Raw genomic sequence first — 15,940 nt, 5'->3', positions numbered from 1 at the left:
GGCCATGACATATAAATATTCAATCAAATCACTCCAAGCTTTAGCTGGAAGCGTGGTTATTTTGGCGTTGTCAGCCTGCGCCAGTGGATCCAGCAGTCCAAAACCAGATGAGCTAGGTCCCAACCCGGCTTTGTTAGGCGCGCGATTGGCATGGTCTGGCAAGATCGGCCCGGTCGATTTTCCTTTGCAGGTCAAGGCCTCTGGCGGCAATGTGTCACTGGCTGGCTCGGATGGCAGTGTGGTGTCCCTGGATGCCCGCACCGGGGCGGAACTTTGGCGTGCCAATGTGGGCGCACCAATCGTTGCTGGTGTTGGCAGTGATGGCCGATTTGCTGCCGTGGTTACCCGCGACAGCGAGCTTGTTGTGATGGACCAAGGGCAAAGCCCTTGGCGTACTCGATTGACCACACAGGTGTTCACTGCGCCATTGGTTGCAGGCGAACGAGTTTTCGTGTTCGGCGCTGACCGAAGCGTCGCTGCGTTTGATGCCGCCACTGGCCGAAAGCTTTGGCAGAATCAGCGTCCCGGTGAGGCCTTGGTACTGCGCCAGTCAGGCTTGTTGATGGCTGTCGGCAACACCCTGGTGGTTGGCCTTTCAGGTCATTTGGTTGGCATGAATCCGATCAATGGCAGTGTCGTTTGGGACGCCCCGGTGGCAACACCACGGGGTACCAACGACATCGAACGACTGGTGGACCTGGTGAGTGGTGCTAGCCGTGAAGGTGATGTCGTCTGTGTACGAGCCTTTCAGGCGGCTGTTGCATGTGTCGACACCGTGCGTGGCGTTGTTAATTGGAAGAAACCAGCATTTGGCTCGGTTGGCTTGCAGGGCGACACTCAACAGGTCTATGGTGTCGAAAGCGATGGACGGCTGATTGCTTGGCGACGGGCTGACGGAGAGCCCGTTTGGACTTCGGATCGTTTACGTTACCGGCAACTGAGTGCCCCGCTGGTGCTTGGGCGCTCAGTGGTCGTGGGTGATGACACTGGGTGGGTGCATTTGTTGTCGCGTTCAGATGGTTCTGCGCTGGCACGCTTGGCGACCGACGGGTCAGCCCTTGGCGCAACGCCAGTGGTTGTCAATGGCACGATGGTGGTGGTCAGCAGTAAGGGTGGCGTGTTCGGGTTTCAGCCTGAATAAACAACGCCTAAAACCAATATAAATAACGGACAACAATCAATGAAACCTGTACTGGCTCTGGTAGGCCGCCCCAACGTCGGAAAGTCGACGCTGTTCAATCGGCTGACCAAGTCGCGCGATGCCATCGTGGCTGATTTTGCTGGGTTGACCCGTGACCGGCATTACGGCAACGGCAAGCAGGGCAAGCTTGAATACATTGTGATCGACACTGGTGGGTTCGAGCCCGATGCAACCACTGGTATCTTCAAGGAAATGGCCAAGCAAACGACACAAGCCGTTGCTGAATCGGATGTGGTGATTTTTGTCGTTGATGCCCGGGCGGGTGTTTCGGCCCAAGATCATGACATCGCCAACTATCTCAGACGTTTGGGCAAGCCGTGCCTGTTGGTTGCCAACAAGGCTGAAGGCATGCTTGAAGGCAGTCAACTTGTTGAGTTTTATGAGTTGGGCCTAGGTGAGGTGATTCCCGTTTCGGCGGCTCATGGCCAGGGCATTCGGCAGTTGGTTGAACAGGCGCTTGTGCCTCTGAATTTGTCTGAGGACGAAAGTGACGAACCGGAACAGCCCGGCGTGATCAAGCTCGCCGTTGCCGGGCGTCCTAATGTTGGTAAATCGACGCTCATCAATGTCTGGCTGGGCGAGGAGCGGTTAGTGGCTTTTGACTTGCCTGGAACAACGCGAGACGCGATCTCAGTTCCGTTTGAGCGCAATGGACAAAAGTTTGAGTTGATCGACACCGCCGGCCTTCGACGTCGAGGCAAGGTATTTGAGGCTATTGAAAAATTTTCAGTGGTCAAAACCTTGCAGGCTATTGAATCTGCCCATGTGGTTTTGTTGTTGATTGATGCCACCCAGGGCGTGACGGATCAGGATGCCCATATTGCTGGCTATATTCTGGAGAATGGTCGGGCTGTGGTGTTGGCCGTTAATAAATGGGATGCTGTCGATGAGTACCAGCGCGAAATAGTTAAACGCTCAATTGAAACGCGGTTGCCATTTTTGAAATTCGCCAACATGCATCTGATTTCGGCCCAAAAGCGTCAGGGTTTGGGGCCGTTGTGGGCCTCGATTGCACAAGCGTACAAGGCAGCGAATTGCAAGATGTCCACGCCTGTGCTGACGCGTTTGTTGCTTGAAGCGGTGCAGTTCCAAAGTCCCAAGCGCGCAGGCATGTATCGCCCCAAGTTGCGATATGCACACCAAGGTGGCATGAACCCGCCAGTGATTGTTATTCACGGTAACTCGCTTGAACATGTGACGGATGCCTACAAGAGATTTTTGGAAGGCCGTTTCCGCAAGGAATTCGATCTGGTCGGCACACCGCTTCGCATCGAGCTGAAAACATCAGCCAACCCGTTTGCGGATAAAGCGGGCTGAATGCGTGCATTTGGGGCTTGACACCGCTTAACTTTATTGTGGAATTGAACTGCTTGAGAAGCGTTTCTTCCCGGGGCTGTGGTATCGTGACCTCTTCTTAAATTTCCAGAACACGGAGAATATCGTGAGCAACAAAGGCCAATTATTACAAGATCCCTTCCTGAACACTTTGCGTCGGGAGCATGTGCCAGTATCTATCTATCTGGTCAATGGGATCAAGCTTCAAGGGCAGATCGAGTCTTTCGATCAGTATGTCGTGTTGCTACGCAACACTGTGACGCAAATGGTCTATAAACACGCCATTTCGACCATTGTTCCCGGTCGCGCCGTGAACTTTTCAGCCGCCGAGGGTGACGAACCTGCCGCCGCCTAACGCCAAGGGCATCCCTACCTTGCTGGTGGGGGTTGATTTCGGGCATCCGCACTTTGACGACAAGTTGGAAGAGTTGGGTTTGCTGGCCCAGACCGCCGGTCTGAACCCTGTGGCCCGGGTTACTTGCAAACGCCGCGCGCCTGATGCAGCCCTGTTCATCGGCAGCGGCAAGGCAGATGAAATCAAGGAACTGGCGCTGCAACTCGGTGTTCAGGAAATTCTCTTCGATCAGAGCTTGAGCCCGGCGCAGCAGCGCAATCTTGAGCGCCATCTTGAACTCCCTGTTAATGACCGCACTCTGTTGATCCTGGAGATTTTTGGGCAACGGGCGCGCAGTCACGAGGGCAAGTTGCAGGTTGAACTCGCGCGCTTGCAGTATTTGAGTACACGCTTGGTGCGTCGTTGGTCACACCTTGAGCGACAGAGTGGTGGTATTGGCATGCGCGGTGGCCCTGGTGAGACTCAGATTGAGCTTGATCGACGCATGATTGGCGACAACATCAAACGTATCAAGGAGCGCTTGAGTAAGGTCAAGCGCCAACGTCAGACTCAGCGTCGTCAGCGAGAGCGTCGTGATGCCTTCAATATTTCCTTGGTCGGCTACACCAATGCTGGTAAGTCAACGCTGTTCAATGCCTTGGTCAAGGCGCGAGCTTATGCTGCTGACCAATTGTTTGCCACGCTTGACACGACCACGCGCCAACTTTACCTGGGTGAAGTGGGGCGCATGGTCTCGTTATCGGACACAGTTGGCTTCATTCGCGACTTGCCACACGGTTTGATCGATGCGTTTCAGGCTACTTTGCAAGAAGCGGTTGATGCCGATTTGCTTTTGCATGTGGTCGATTTCTCAAGCCCTGACCACGTTGAACAAATTGCACAAGTGCAGCGTGTATTAGCTGAAATTGGCGCATCAGACATCCCGCAAATTCTGGTGTTCAACAAGATTGACGCGGTCTCGGCTGATGCGCAGCCTGGTGTGCTGCAAGACACCTATGACCTAGAGGGAATGCAGACGCCACGCGTCTTCATCAGTGCCCAGCAAGGTGCGGGCTTGTCGGCGGTGCGCCAATTGCTTGTGGAGCAGGTGAAGGCTTCAAAATTGTCTTCCGGGCCAGACGCTCATTTCCCTGAAGGCCGTGAGGATGCCCCTTGATTCGGCACAATCCAGATCAAATACATAAGAGTTGAGAGTTGATTAGATGAAACTTCAAATTACCACACCAAGCGCGGCTTGGTTGCCGCAGCGCCTGCGAGGCATGTTCAACCTGAATGACCCGCGTTGGGGACGAAGCGATGACAAGCCTGCAGACACAAATGGTTCAGAGCGGCCGGAGGTAAAGCCGCCGGAGTCACCAACACCTGAAGACCGAGGGCCGCGTCGCAACCCCACTCAGGGGCCGCCGGATCTGGATGAGCTCTGGCGCGACTTCAACCGCAAGTTAGGCGGCCTGTTTGGCAACGTCAAGAACGGTGGTAGGGGTATGCCCCCTGGCGGCGGTAATGGTGGTAATGGTCCGGCTGGTGGTGGATTTCAGCCGGATATGAAAAGTGCTGGCATTGGGGTTGGCTTGGTGGCTGCGGTGGCCGTGCTGATTTGGCTGGGTACTGGTTTTTTCATCGTACAAGAAGGTCAGCAGGCTGTTATCACGCAGTTTGGCAAATACAACTCGACTGTAGGTGCGGGCTTTAACTGGCGTCTGCCTTATCCGATTCAGCGTCACGAGCTCATTTTTGTAACCCAGATCCGATCAGTTGATGTGGGGCGCGATGTGGTGATCAAAGCCACTGGTTTGCGTGAATCAGCCATGTTGACCGAAGACGAAAATATCGTTGAGATCAAGTTCGCGGTGCAGTACCGATTGAACGATGCCCGGGCTTTTCTGTTTGAAAGCAAAAACCCGGCAGACGCTGTGGTGCAAGCCGCTGAGACTGCTGTACGTGAGGTGGTCGGCAAGATGAAAATGGACAGTGCCTTGTCTGAAGAACGTGACCAGATCGCACCACGCGTGCGGGCCATGATGCAGAAGATTCTGGATCGCTACAAAGTTGGCATTGAGGTGGTCGGTATTAACCTGCAGCAAGGCGGTGTCCGCCCGCCCGAGCAGGTTCAGGCAGCGTTCGATGATGTGCTTAAAGCAGGGCAAGAGCGTGAGCGGGCCAAAAATGAGGCTCAGGCCTACGCCAATGATGTGATTCCCCGTGCTGTGGGTGCTGCGTCCCGTTTGAAAGAAGAAGCTGATGCGTACAAGGCACGCATCGTTGCGCAAGCCCAAGGTGATTCGCAGCGCTTTAAATCCGTGTTGACTGAGTACCAAAAGGCACCACAAGTGACACGGGACCGAATGTACATTGATGCCATGCAGCAGATTTACAGCAGTGTGACCAAGATCATGGTGGACTCCAAGCAGGGCTCGAACCTGTTGTATTTGCCACTTGACAAACTCATTCAAATGACTGGCCATGTGGCTGAAGATGTGGCCGCAGTGCCTGCTTTGTCAGCGCCGGGCATTACGCCAAATGCGGCCAACGCTGCGGCTGCTATCTCGGATGCTCGCACCCGTGATGCCGCACGCGCACGTACCCGTGAAACCCGATAGGAGCCGCGCATGAATCGCATAGGTTTTATTTTTTCCAGTCTTCTGTTTGTGCTGGCCATTGCCAGTTCGATGTTGTTTGTGGTGGATCAACGCCAGTTTGGCGTGGTGTTTGCGCTTGGTCAGATCAAGGAAGTGATCACTGAACCAGGTTTGAACTTCAAATTGCCCCCTCCTTTTCAGAATGTGTCATACATCGATAAACGTTTGCTCACCCTTGACAGCACTGATAACGAGCCCGTGCTGACGGCTGAAAAGCAGCGCGTGGTGATCGATTGGTATGTGCGCTGGCGCATTTCTGAGCCCACCGAGTACATCCGGAATGTGGGCACCACCGAGGCCGCAGGTGCCAGTCAGCTTAACCGGGTGGTGCGCAATGCCTTTCAAGAGGAAGTCAACAAGCGTACCGTCAAGGAGTTGTTGTCTGCCAAGCGCGAAGAAGTGATGCAAGACGTCAAAAAAGAGGTCTTGAGTCAAGTCCGAGGCGCCAAACCCTGGGGTGTTGATGTGATTGACGTGCGCATCACCCGTGTGGATTACGTGGATGCCATCACCGAATCAGTTTACCGCCGCATGGAGGCTGAGCGCAAGCGTGTTGCCAACGAGTTGCGCTCCACCGGTTTTGCTGAAGGTGAAAAAATTCGTGCTGATGCTGACCGCCAGCGTGAAGTTACGGTCGCCAATGCCTATCGTGATGCCCAAAAGTTCAAGGGTGAGGGTGATGCCGAAGCGGCGCGCCTGTATGCCGATGCCTTTGGTCGTGATCCGCAGTTTGCGCAGTTTTACCGGAGCCTGGATGCCTACAAGTCATCATTTTCCAAAAAGAGCGACGTGATGGTGCTTGATCCTTCAAGTTCAGAATTCTTCAAGGCCATGCGTGGTGGTGTCGCCGTAACTGCAGCGCCCAAAAAATAAAGCCAGGGGCTCGTTTGGACAGCACCACATTTTGGCTTGCCATGGCGCTTGTGCTGGTGATTGAAGGCTTCATGCCCTTGATGTCACCGGGTACGTGGCGCAAGACGTTTTTGCAGATTCTGCAACTTTCCGATGGGCAGCTGCGTTTTTTTGGTTTGGCCAGTCTGTTGTCTGGTCTCGCATTGATTTGGTGGTTGGCCTGATTCAATACGGTGCTTTAGCCCGGTAAAATCACGGTTTTAACAGCCTCCCATAATCACATGTCTGCTTGGGTCCTGCCGGATCACATTGCCGATGTCTTGCCTTCTGAAGCGCGACACATCGAAGAACTACGTCGAGATTTGTTGGACATGGCGCGCTGCTATGGCTACGAGTTGGTCATGCCTCCGCTGCTTGAACATCTTGAATCTCTGTTGTCAGGTTCGGGCGAAGCGCTCGATCTGCAAACTTTCAAACTCGTTGATCAACTCTCAGGTCGCATGATGGGCTTGCGAGCCGACAGCACGCCGCAAGTGGCTCGGATTGATGCGCACTTGCTCAATCGTGCCGGTGTGACGCGCCTGTGTTACTGCGGGCCTGTGTTGCACACGCGCCCCGGCGCGCCGCATGCCACGCGTGAACCGTTGCAGTTTGGTGCGGAGATTTATGGTCATGCGGGGCTTGAGGCTGACATCGAGGTGTTGACCCTGGCACAGGACTGCCTGCGCGCGGCTCGCCTGGTCGACCCCAGCATAGATTTGGCCGATGCCCGTTTGGTCAAAGCACTGTTGTCCGATGTGCCCGTCAGCCCGCTTCGGCTGGGTCAACTGCATGCTGCATTGGCCGCCAAAGACAAACCTGAATTGCAGTCGCTCACTGCGGAATTGCCAACGCATGTGCGTCAGGGTTTGTTGGCTCTGGTGGGGCTGTATGGCGACAATCGTGTGTTGGTTGAGGCTGAAAAAGCGCTGCCACCCTTGCCAGCTGTGCGTGATGCGCTGCAAAATTTGCAACTTTTGGCAGATCACCTGCAAGGTGTCAATGTCACATTTGACCTGGCTGATTTACGTGGTTACGCTTATTACACTGGTGCGCGTTTTGCGATTTATGCACCAGGGGCCAGTGATGCGCTGGTGCGCGGTGGTCGTTATGACGAGGTCGGTGCTGTCTTTGGGCGCAATCGCCCGGCGGCAGGTTTCAGCCTTGATTTGAAAGCACTTGTTGCCGCTGTGAATCCTCGGCCCTTGCAAGCTGCCATTCGTGCGCCTTGGCGTGACGATGCCAATCTGAGTGCTGCCATTACCTCCTTGCGCTCGCGCGGCGATATTGTGACGTGTGTGTTGCCTGGGCATGAAAGCCAGGTTGATGAATTTTGCTGCGACCGTGAACTCATTGAAGTTGCCGGCCAGTGGGTCGTGCAATCCATTTATTAAAACCAAAAGCGAAGCTAAAAATGACTGCTATCAAAGGACGTAACGTGGTTGTCGTGGGCACCCAATGGGGTGACGAGGGCAAAGGCAAACTGGTTGACTGGCTCACTGAGAGTGCGCAAGGTGTGGTTCGGTTCCAAGGGGGACACAACGCGGGTCACACCTTGGTAATCAACGGTGTCAAAACCGCGCTGCACCTGATTCCCAGTGGCATCATGCGTCCAGGCGTCAAGTGCTATATCGGCAACGGCGTGGTGTTGTCGGCCGCCAAACTGTTTGAAGAAATTGCCGGGCTTGAGAAGGTTGGCGTCGACGTGGTGTCCCGCCTGCGCATCAGTGAAGCCTGTCCCTTGATTTTGCCGTTTCATGCGGCCCTTGATGTAGCGCGCGAAGCCGCCCGGGAGCAGGGTGGTAGCGAAAAAATTGGCACTACAGGGCGTGGCATTGGCCCGGCTTACGAGGACAAGATTGCACGGCGCGCCTTGCGCGTGCAAGACCTGAAGTATCCCGAGCGTTTTGCCAGCAAACTGCGCGTGCTGCTGAGCCTGCACAACCATGTGTTGACTACTTTCTTGGGTTCGAAGGCGTTTGACTTTGGCCCTGGTTTGTCGCCTTATATGAAAGATGGCGAAGTACAGTTTTACGCCGTCTACGACGAAGCCATGCGCCACGCCGAGTTGCTCAAACCGATGATGGCTGATGTGTCACGCGAGTTGAATGATGCCCACCTCAAAGGTGAAAACCTGCTGTTTGAAGGCGCACAGGGTACGTTGCTCGATGTGGATCACGGCACTTATCCATTCGTGACATCCAGCAATTGCGTGGCTGGCAATGCGGCTGCCGGTGCTGGGGTCGGTCCTAATTTGTTGCACTACATCCTCGGTATCACCAAAGCCTATTGCACGCGTGTTGGCGGTGGCCCTTTTCCCACCGAACTTGACTGGGAAGTGGAAGGCACGCCAGGCTGGCACATGAGCACCGTGGGCGCCGAAAAAGGCGTGACCACAGGGCGCAGCCGTCGCTGTGGTTGGTTTGATGCGGCGCTGCTCAAACGCTCAGCACAGGTCAACGGTTTGACAGGTTTGTGCATCACCAAGCTGGATGTGCTGGACGGTTTGAAAGAGCTCAAGCTTTGCACCAGCTATGAGCTTGACGGTGAAATCACCGACATTTTGCCCATGGGCGCGGATGACATTGCACGCTGCACCCCGATCTACGAAACGCTGGAAGGCTGGAGCGATTGCACGGTAGGTGTGACGCAATATGACAAGTTGCCCACCGCGGCACGTCTTTACCTGCAGCGCATTGAGCAAGTCACCGGTGTGCCAATCCATGTGGTGTCTACCAGCCCTGATCGCGATCACACCATCATGATGCGCCACCCATTTCTAGCTGACTAAATCTTGTATTTATATATAAAATTGGCCTATAGCCCTCTATTTACTTGCGTGAGTAGCTATTAATTAAGGAGCATATTCATGTTGACAGAAGACGGCAAACACTTGTACGTGAGCTATGACGAGTACAACAACCTGATAGAAAAATTGGCCATCAAAATTTTTCAGTCAGGCTGGGAGTTCGACACCATTTTGTGTCTCGCGCGTGGCGGTATGCGCCCAGGTGACATTCTTTCACGCGTGTTTAACAAGCCGCTGGCGATCATGTCGACCAGTTCTTACCGCTCTGACGCTGGCACCGTGCAGGGCAACCTTGACATCGCTCATTACATCACCACGCCTAAAGGTGAAATTGCTGGCAAAGTGCTGCTGGTAGATGATTTGGCGGACTCGGGGCACACCCTGAATGCTGTGATAAAGCAGTTGAAAAACAACTACAAACCCATCACCGAACTGCGAAGCGCGGTGATCTGGACCAAAGCGGTATCAACTTTTTTACCCGATTATTGCGTGGATTTTTTACCCACCAACCCGTGGATTCATCAGCCTTTTGAGAGCTACGACAGCTTGCGTCCAGAGCAACTGATCACCAAGTGGAGCGTTTGAGTCAAAGGCCGTAATAACATCATGACTGAGCTTGTCACAACGCTGATTCATCACTCGTATCAGCCACCCGCTGGCTTTGGTGCGCCCCAACCCGGTGTTTTTAAAGCATCGACGGTGTTTTTTCCCAGTGTGACCGCGATGCGCGAGTTTGACTGGAAGGACAAAACTGCCTACACCTATGGACTGCACGGCACACCGACCACTTACACGCTGGAAGAGCGCTTGTGTACGCTGGAAGGTGGTGCGCAGTGCCTGCTGGCACCGAGTGGTTTGGCGGCAATTGCCACGGTTGCGTTGGCGCTGCTGAGGTCGGGTGACGAAGTGCTGATTCCTGACAACGCGTATGGTCCATCCAAGGCGCTGGCTGAAGGCGAACTCAAGGCCTGGGGCATCACGCATCAATACTTTGACCCGATGGTTCCGGCTGACCTGGCCGCCAAAATCACACCGAAAACCCGGCTGGTTTGGCTGGAAGCGGCGGGATCGGTCACCCTGGAGTTCCCGGATTTGTGCGAGCAAGTGCGCATCTGCAAGGCGGCTGGCGTTTGGTGCGCGTTAGACAACACCTGGGGGGCTGGGCTGGCTTTCAAGCCTTTTGACCTGGTGCCTGGCGCGCAAGCAGCGCTTGGGGTGGACATCTCCATCCATGCCCTGACCAAATACCCCAGCGGCGGTGGCGATGTGCTGATGGGCAGCATCACCACGCAAGACGACAAGCTGCACATGATGCTCAAGTTGTGCCACATGCGTTTAGGCTTGGGTGTTGGCGCCAACGATGCAGAAGCAGTGCTGCGTGGCTTGCCCAGCCTGGCGCTACGCTACAGCGCGCATGACGCCTCCACCCGCCTACTCGCCGAGTGGGCTCTGCAGCGCTCTGAATTCGCCCAGGTGCTGCATCCGGCCTTGGCACAGTCACCTGGCCACGCGCATTGGCAGGCCTTGTGTGAAAACGCTGCGGGCGGCGCGGCAGGACTGTTCAGCGTGGTCTTCGCTCCCCGTTATTCCCAGGTGCAGGTCGATGCTTTTTGTGATGCCCTCAAGCTGTTCAAAATTGGCTACAGCTGGGGTGGACCGGTCAGTTTGGTGGTGCCTTATGAGTTGTTGAAGATGCGCCAAAGCTGGCCAACACACCTCAAGCAAGGCATCTTGGTGCGGTTTTCCGTGGGCCTGGAGGCGGCTGTAGATTTGCAGGCAGACCTGGAGCAAGCGCTTTTTTCGTCTGGTCTGAGTGCATGAATCAGGCAGATTGATGTTGACACGACGCTGGCGGGTAAAATCGCGGCCTTAACTTGAAAGTACACCTTGGCAACACCTAATTACGGCTACGAAAAACGTCAGAAAGAACTGGCGAAAAAGAAGAAAAAAGAAGAGAAACTCAAAGAGAAAGCTCAGCGCAAAGTAGAGGATGGCTCGCCTGACACCGGTGAAGAAAATCCACCCAACGATGCGCAGCCTGACGCTGCGGCTTGAAGCGACTCAACATTTGAATCCTATGGGGCTTGACAAGCCCGGGCTGGCTTGAACGGTCAAGCCTCGCCCGAACTCCCGGGCAGACTCATGATTTGTCCGGCCAATTGCGCCATCGCCGCCGTAGACCGATCGGTTGCCGCGATGTGTTGCACTTCACCAAACTGCAAAAAATTTCGTTGCATCGACTGCAGGTAGGCTGGGTCGTAATGGTTATTCAGAAGATCCAGCACCACGGGCGCAAACTGTCCGCCGCGTGCCTGGGTTTGCCACGAGGTCACCACGGCGCGACCCTTCAAGGGAATCAGCACGGACAACCGGTCACAAAAATAGTCCACGTCTTGCATCAGGTAGACATAGTCTTCCATCAGCAAGGCCACGCGCTCGTTGTCAGAGAGTTGCAGGTTCAGGCAAGGGCTGCCGCGCATCGCGTCCATCAACGCGACAGGAACGGCGAGGTTACCGACCTTTTTGCTCTCGCTCTCCACAAACACGGGACGTGAGGCGTCAAAGCTGCGCAACTGATTCCAGATCAGTGTGTCGAAGCGCTTTTGTGTCGGCTGCGCCAATCCTGGCATAGCGCCCAGCACTGAGCTTCGGTGGTTGGCCAGGGCTTCCAAGTCGATTACCTGGGCTCCTTGCGCGGCCAAGGCTTGCAACAGACGGGTTTTGCCGCTGCCGGTTGGGCCACAGATCACTCTGAATCGCAGGCCTTGGGTCAGTCGTGCAATGTCTTGCACCACGGCGGCGCGAAACGCCTTGTAGCCGCCTTCTACCAAGGTGACGCGAAAACCAATCTGACTCAGGATCAGCGACAACGAGCCGCTGCGCTGGCCGCCCCGCCAGCAGTAGGCCAACGGCTTCCAGTCCTTGGGTTTGTCGATGACCTCACGGTCAATGTGCGCGGCAATGTTGCGCGCGGCAATGGCTGCGCCGCGTTTGCGCGCCTCAAACGGGTTCACCAGTTTGTAAAGCGTGCCAATGTCGATGCGCTCGGCATTGTTGAGGGTTGGCCAGTTGATCGCCTGTGGCAAATGGTCTTCGTCAAACTCCGCCTCGCTACGGGCATCAATGATGCTGTCAAAGTCAGCCAACCGCGTAATCACGTCAGTGGCGCTCATGGGGGTCAGGCTCATTGCAGTCCTTTTTTCAGTTCGGGCCAAACGTTGGCCAGAATCAGCGGGTGCGCTTCTTCCTTGGGGTGAATCCGGTCGGCCTGAAACCATTTCAGGCTGTCAGGCGCATCGGCAATGCCCTTGAGCATGAACGGCACCAAGGCGGCCCGTGTGGTTTTGGCAACGCCTGCGTACATGTCGGCAAAACGCAAACCGTAGTCGCGGCCGTAGTTGGGTGGCATTTGCATGCCCAGCAGTAACACCTTGGCCCCGGCTTTCTGCGCCAGCAGGGCCATGGCCGTCAGGTTGTCCTGCGTCAAGGCAATGGGTAGCCCGCGCAGCGCATCGTTGGCGCCAAGCTCAATCACCACAAGGGTTGGGCGGTGTTTGGCAAGAAGCGCGGGCAAGCGAGTGCGTCCGCCAGAGGTGGTATCGCCACTGATGCTGGCGTTGGTAACCGTGGCTGCAATTTTCTCTGCGCCGAGTTTTTGTTCCAGCAGCGCCACCCAGCCACTGCCACGCTTGAGCCCATATTCGGCGCTCAGCGAGTCACCCAAAACCAGCACGTTAGCTTTAGATTTTGTTCCCGCTGCAGTGGCTGCCCCAGCCGGGTTCAACCCCATAACTGCCAGCCCAATGCCCAGCGCGATACAGTTGCGGCGATTCATCCAACGTTGTTTTGAAAAGAAGTTCATGTCTGATTGCATTATTTCGGTCGATCATGTGTCCAAAAGTGTGACCGACTCCACCGGCACATTGGACATTTTGCGCGATATTGATTTCTCCCTGGCGCCCAAGGAAACAGTTGCCATTGTCGGTGCCTCCGGTTCGGGCAAAAGCACGCTGCTGTCAATCATTGCGGGTCTGGACACGCCCAGCAGCGGCACGGTGCGCCTGGCTGGTCAGGACATCTTTGCGATCAACGAAGATGCCCGAGCTGCCTTGCGGGCAGAAAAAGTAGGTTTTGTCTTTCAGAGTTTCCAGCTGCTGGGCAACCTGACCGCGCTTGAAAACGTGATGCTGCCACTGGAGTTGGCTGGCAGGCGCGACGCGCGTCACGCCGCCACAGAGATGCTGGCGCGTGTTGGCCTCTTCCAGCGCCTGGGTCACTACCCCAAAGTGCTATCCGGCGGTGAGCAGCAGCGGGTAGCCCTGGCTCGCGCCTTTGTCGTACAGCCCGCCTTGCTGTTGGCAGATGAACCCACTGGCAGCCTGGACTTTGCCACTGGCGAAACGGTGATGGAACTCATGTTTGACTTGAACCGTGAACTGGGCACCACCTTGGCCTTGGTGACGCACGACCGCGCTATTGCCGCACGTTGCCAGCGTGCCATCACCATTGAAGCGGGACGCATGGTCTGAATTGAGGGTGCCAAGCCCGATAATCAGGGCATGTCTACCCCTAAAACCCTGTTCGGCTTTCATGCCGTGGGTGTGCGTCTGAAGACCGCGCCCAAATCCATCATTGAAATTTACATTGACCCGACGCGTCGCGATGCACGCATGCGCCAGTTTGTGGAGCGTGTGCAAGAAGCCGGTGTTCGCCTGCTGGAGGCTGATGGCGTGCGCCTGGCGCGCATGTCTGGTAGCCATGGCCACCAAGGTGTTGCGGCTCGCGTGCATGAAATTGCCCAGGTCCATTCGCTTGATGAATTGCTGGAAAACCTGGAAGCAGCCAACGCGGCCTTGCCGGCTGCAGAGCGCACCCAGCCGCTGATTCTTGTGCTGGATGGTGTCACCGACCCGCACAACCTGGGCGCTTGCCTGCGCGTGGCCGATGGCGCAGGCGTGCACGCCGTGATTGCGCCCAAAGACCACGCGGCGGGCATCAATGCCACCGTGGCCAAGGTGGCCAGTGGCGCCGCCGAGACCGTGCCGTATTTCATGGTGACCAACCTGGCGCGCACCTTGAATGAACTGAAAGAACGCAACATCTGGGTCATTGGTACCAGTGACCAGGCGACGCAAACGCTGTATCAGGCCGACCTGAAAGGCCCCATTGCCTTGGTGCTGGGTGCCGAAGGCGATGGCATGCGAGCGCTCACGGCCAAAACCTGCGACCAGTTGGTGAGTATTCCGATGTGCGGCGCGGTCGAAAGCCTGAACGTGTCGGTGGCCAGTGGCGTGTGTTTGTATGAGGCCGTGCGCCAGCGTGGCGTGGCGTAAGCGGCCCAAGCGGTATGACGCATCTTTCGTCAATCATCTGACAGCCAGACTACCCGCCCATGTGGTTTGGGTGGGCTATTCCTTGTGAGTCATTCGGAGCATCTTATGAAAAAATTAAAATTGAGAGCCACTTGCGCTTCATTGGCGGGAGTCGCAGCTGTTTTTCTTCTTGCAAGTTGCACCCAGGAGCAGCAGAACAAGATCAACCGAGATATTCAAAACTGGACCGGTACCAACGGCGTTTTGGAGTTTTACGCAGGCGACAAAGTGGTGCGGCGCTTCATGAAAATCGACAAACTCTCCACCGCTTTGGGCACACAGGACAACGTGCCACGCCCCTACCGCTACGGTTATGGCGTGATGGACGAAAACCTGAATTTCATCGCTGACCCGAATGAAAAGAAGGTGTACTTCGAGATCAGCGACTACGCGTCCAACTACCTGTTTTTTGAAAACCCACACTGACAGCCCGTTGCCTGGCAGCCGGTCACAGCAGCCATGAAGAAGCAGCCTAAAAAGCAGGCGTAAAAAAAGCGGCACACAGGCCGCTTTTTTTATGCAACAAAGGTCTTATTCAACTTTGGCCTTGGCGCGGAGTTCGTCTTGGTACTTGGTCAGTTTTTGCTGTTGCAGTTGTTGCGACACTTGAGGTTTCACGTCTTCAAGCTTGGGCAACTGGGCATCACGCACGTCGTCCAGGCGGATGATGTGGTAGCCAAACTGTGATTTGACTGGGGTTTCGGTGGTTTTGCCTTTGGTCAATGCCGTGAGGGCGGTGGCAAATTCAGCCACGTAGTTACCAGCGGGCGCCCAATCCAGATCGCCACCTTTGGCCCCGGAGCCTGGGTCTTTGCTGGATTTTTTGGCGATTTCGTCGAACTTGCCACCTTTTTTGAGTTGGGCAATGATGGCGTTGGCTTCAGCCTCTTTCTCAACCAGAATGTGGCGCGCCCGGTATTCCTTGCCACTGTTGGCGGCTGCAAACTTGTCGTATTCGACCTGGATGTCGGCATCGGTCACGGGATGGGTTTTTTGGTAATTGGTGAACAATTCGCGAATCAGAATGGTCTGGCGTGCCAGCTCCATTTGTGATTTGAAGTCTTCCGAAGTGTCAAGCCCCATTTTTTGGGCTTCCTGCATGAAGATTTCGCGGGCGATGACTTCGTCCTTGATTTGTTGTTGCATCTCAGGCGTGACCTGGCGACCTGAGCGGGCCACTTGCTGACTCAGGGCTTCGACACGTGCCAAAGGCACAGCCTTGCCGTTCACAATGGCCACGTTCTGCGCGATTGCTACGTTTGACAAGCTGCCCATCAGGGCAACAAAAGCAATGCTCGACACAAGTTTGTATTTCATGCAAATTTCCTGCGAATCAAT

The 15,940-nt window shown here is 55.5% G+C and carries 18 protein-coding genes; 15 read left to right on the top strand and 3 right to left on the bottom strand.

Annotated elements, in window-relative coordinates; all coding sequences use genetic code 11:
• Window positions 1-4 precede the first annotated feature (4 nt).
• From bamB to PHQ58_RS01800, 12 genes are all read left to right on the top strand, one after another.
• Window positions 5-1,141 (top strand): outer membrane protein assembly factor BamB, encoded by a 1,137-nt coding sequence (gene bamB, locus PHQ58_RS01855; RefSeq protein WP_300106164.1) that lies wholly within the window; start codon window positions 5-7, stop codon window positions 1,139-1,141.
• Between the two features lie 39 nt (window positions 1,142-1,180).
• A complete protein-coding gene (gene der / locus PHQ58_RS01850) occupies window positions 1,181-2,518 on the top strand; it encodes a ribosome biogenesis GTPase Der (RefSeq protein ID WP_300106162.1) in 1,338 nt (445 codons plus the stop codon).
• 124 nt (window positions 2,519-2,642) lie between these two features.
• A complete protein-coding gene (gene hfq / locus PHQ58_RS01845; RefSeq protein WP_300106160.1) occupies window positions 2,643-2,891 on the top strand; it encodes an RNA chaperone Hfq in 249 nt (82 codons plus the stop codon).
• Window positions 2,869-4,047, top strand: a complete 1,179-nt coding sequence (gene hflX / locus PHQ58_RS01840; protein ID WP_300106158.1) for a GTPase HflX — start codon at window positions 2,869-2,871, stop codon at window positions 4,045-4,047. Before hfq ends, hflX begins: the two co-directional genes overlap by 23 nt.
• 46 nt (window positions 4,048-4,093) lie before the next feature.
• A complete protein-coding gene (hflK, locus tag PHQ58_RS01835) occupies window positions 4,094-5,491 on the top strand; it encodes an FtsH protease activity modulator HflK (RefSeq protein WP_300106156.1) in 1,398 nt (465 codons plus the stop codon).
• Window positions 5,492-5,500: 9 nt separating this feature from the next.
• Window positions 5,501-6,403: a protease modulator HflC gene (gene hflC / locus PHQ58_RS01830; protein ID WP_300106154.1), complete on the top strand. Its 903-nt coding sequence runs from the start codon at window positions 5,501-5,503 to the stop codon at window positions 6,401-6,403.
• A gap of 14 nt (window positions 6,404-6,417) precedes the next feature.
• On the top strand, window positions 6,418-6,606 hold the full coding sequence (locus PHQ58_RS01825; protein WP_300106152.1) for a DUF2065 domain-containing protein: 189 nt from the start codon (window positions 6,418-6,420) through the stop codon (window positions 6,604-6,606).
• A gap of 57 nt (window positions 6,607-6,663) precedes the next feature.
• Window positions 6,664-7,815, top strand: a complete 1,152-nt coding sequence (locus PHQ58_RS01820) for an ATP phosphoribosyltransferase regulatory subunit (protein WP_300106151.1) — start codon at window positions 6,664-6,666, stop codon at window positions 7,813-7,815.
• Between the two features lie 20 nt (window positions 7,816-7,835).
• Window positions 7,836-9,212: an adenylosuccinate synthase gene (locus PHQ58_RS01815; protein WP_300106149.1), complete on the top strand. Its 1,377-nt coding sequence runs from the start codon at window positions 7,836-7,838 to the stop codon at window positions 9,210-9,212.
• 78 nt (window positions 9,213-9,290) lie between these two features.
• Window positions 9,291-9,815, top strand: a complete 525-nt coding sequence (locus PHQ58_RS01810) for a phosphoribosyltransferase (protein ID WP_300106147.1) — start codon at window positions 9,291-9,293, stop codon at window positions 9,813-9,815.
• A 21-nt stretch (window positions 9,816-9,836) separates the two neighbouring features.
• Window positions 9,837-11,051, top strand: coding sequence for a PLP-dependent transferase (locus tag PHQ58_RS01805; protein WP_300106146.1), 1,215 nt, complete (start codon window positions 9,837-9,839; stop codon window positions 11,049-11,051).
• A gap of 66 nt (window positions 11,052-11,117) precedes the next feature.
• Window positions 11,118-11,285, top strand: coding sequence for a hypothetical protein (locus PHQ58_RS01800; protein WP_300106144.1), 168 nt, complete (start codon window positions 11,118-11,120; stop codon window positions 11,283-11,285).
• Window positions 11,286-11,341: 56 nt separating this feature from the next.
• On the opposite strand, the gene mnmH is transcribed toward PHQ58_RS01800, so the two are convergent.
• Together mnmH and PHQ58_RS01790 are read right to left on the bottom strand one after the other, a co-directional pair.
• Window positions 11,342-12,418: a tRNA 2-selenouridine(34) synthase MnmH gene (gene mnmH, locus PHQ58_RS01795; RefSeq protein WP_300106142.1), complete on the bottom strand. Its 1,077-nt coding sequence runs from the start codon at window positions 12,416-12,418 to the stop codon at window positions 11,342-11,344.
• Window positions 12,415-13,020 carry an arylesterase gene (locus PHQ58_RS01790; protein ID WP_300106684.1) on the bottom strand — a complete coding sequence of 202 codons (606 nt, stop codon included), beginning with the start codon at window positions 13,018-13,020 and terminating at the stop codon, window positions 12,415-12,417. The genes mnmH and PHQ58_RS01790 overlap by 4 nt, the downstream gene beginning before the upstream one ends.
• A gap of 70 nt (window positions 13,021-13,090) precedes the next feature.
• Here PHQ58_RS01790 and PHQ58_RS01785 point away from each other — a divergent pair, with 70 nt between their 5' ends.
• The 3 genes from PHQ58_RS01785 to PHQ58_RS01775 all read left to right on the top strand — a co-directional run bounded on the left by PHQ58_RS01785 (window position 13,091) and on the right by PHQ58_RS01775 (window position 15,028).
• Complete coding sequence (locus tag PHQ58_RS01785; RefSeq protein WP_300106140.1) at window positions 13,091-13,759, top strand: ABC transporter ATP-binding protein; 669 nt, start codon at window positions 13,091-13,093, stop codon at window positions 13,757-13,759.
• 30 nt (window positions 13,760-13,789) lie between these two features.
• Entirely contained in the window at window positions 13,790-14,563 is a 774-nt protein-coding gene (gene rlmB, locus PHQ58_RS01780) for a 23S rRNA (guanosine(2251)-2'-O)-methyltransferase RlmB (protein WP_300106138.1), read from the top strand.
• 105 nt (window positions 14,564-14,668) lie between these two features.
• Complete coding sequence (locus tag PHQ58_RS01775) at window positions 14,669-15,028, top strand: hypothetical protein (RefSeq protein WP_300106136.1); 360 nt, start codon at window positions 14,669-14,671, stop codon at window positions 15,026-15,028.
• 105 nt (window positions 15,029-15,133) lie between these two features.
• Here the strand turns inward: PHQ58_RS01775 and PHQ58_RS01770 are convergent, their stop codons facing one another.
• A complete protein-coding gene (locus PHQ58_RS01770) occupies window positions 15,134-15,919 on the bottom strand; it encodes a peptidylprolyl isomerase (RefSeq protein ID WP_300106135.1) in 786 nt (261 codons plus the stop codon).
• Window positions 15,920-15,940: the final 21 nt, after the last annotated feature.

Origin of the sequence: Rhodoferax sp. (genome assembly GCF_028688795.1) — a bacterium.
Lineage (GTDB): Bacteria > Pseudomonadota > Gammaproteobacteria > Burkholderiales > Burkholderiaceae_C > Rhodoferax.
Note: the sequence above shows the minus strand (reverse complement) of the source record. Positions and strands in the feature narration are given on the sequence as shown.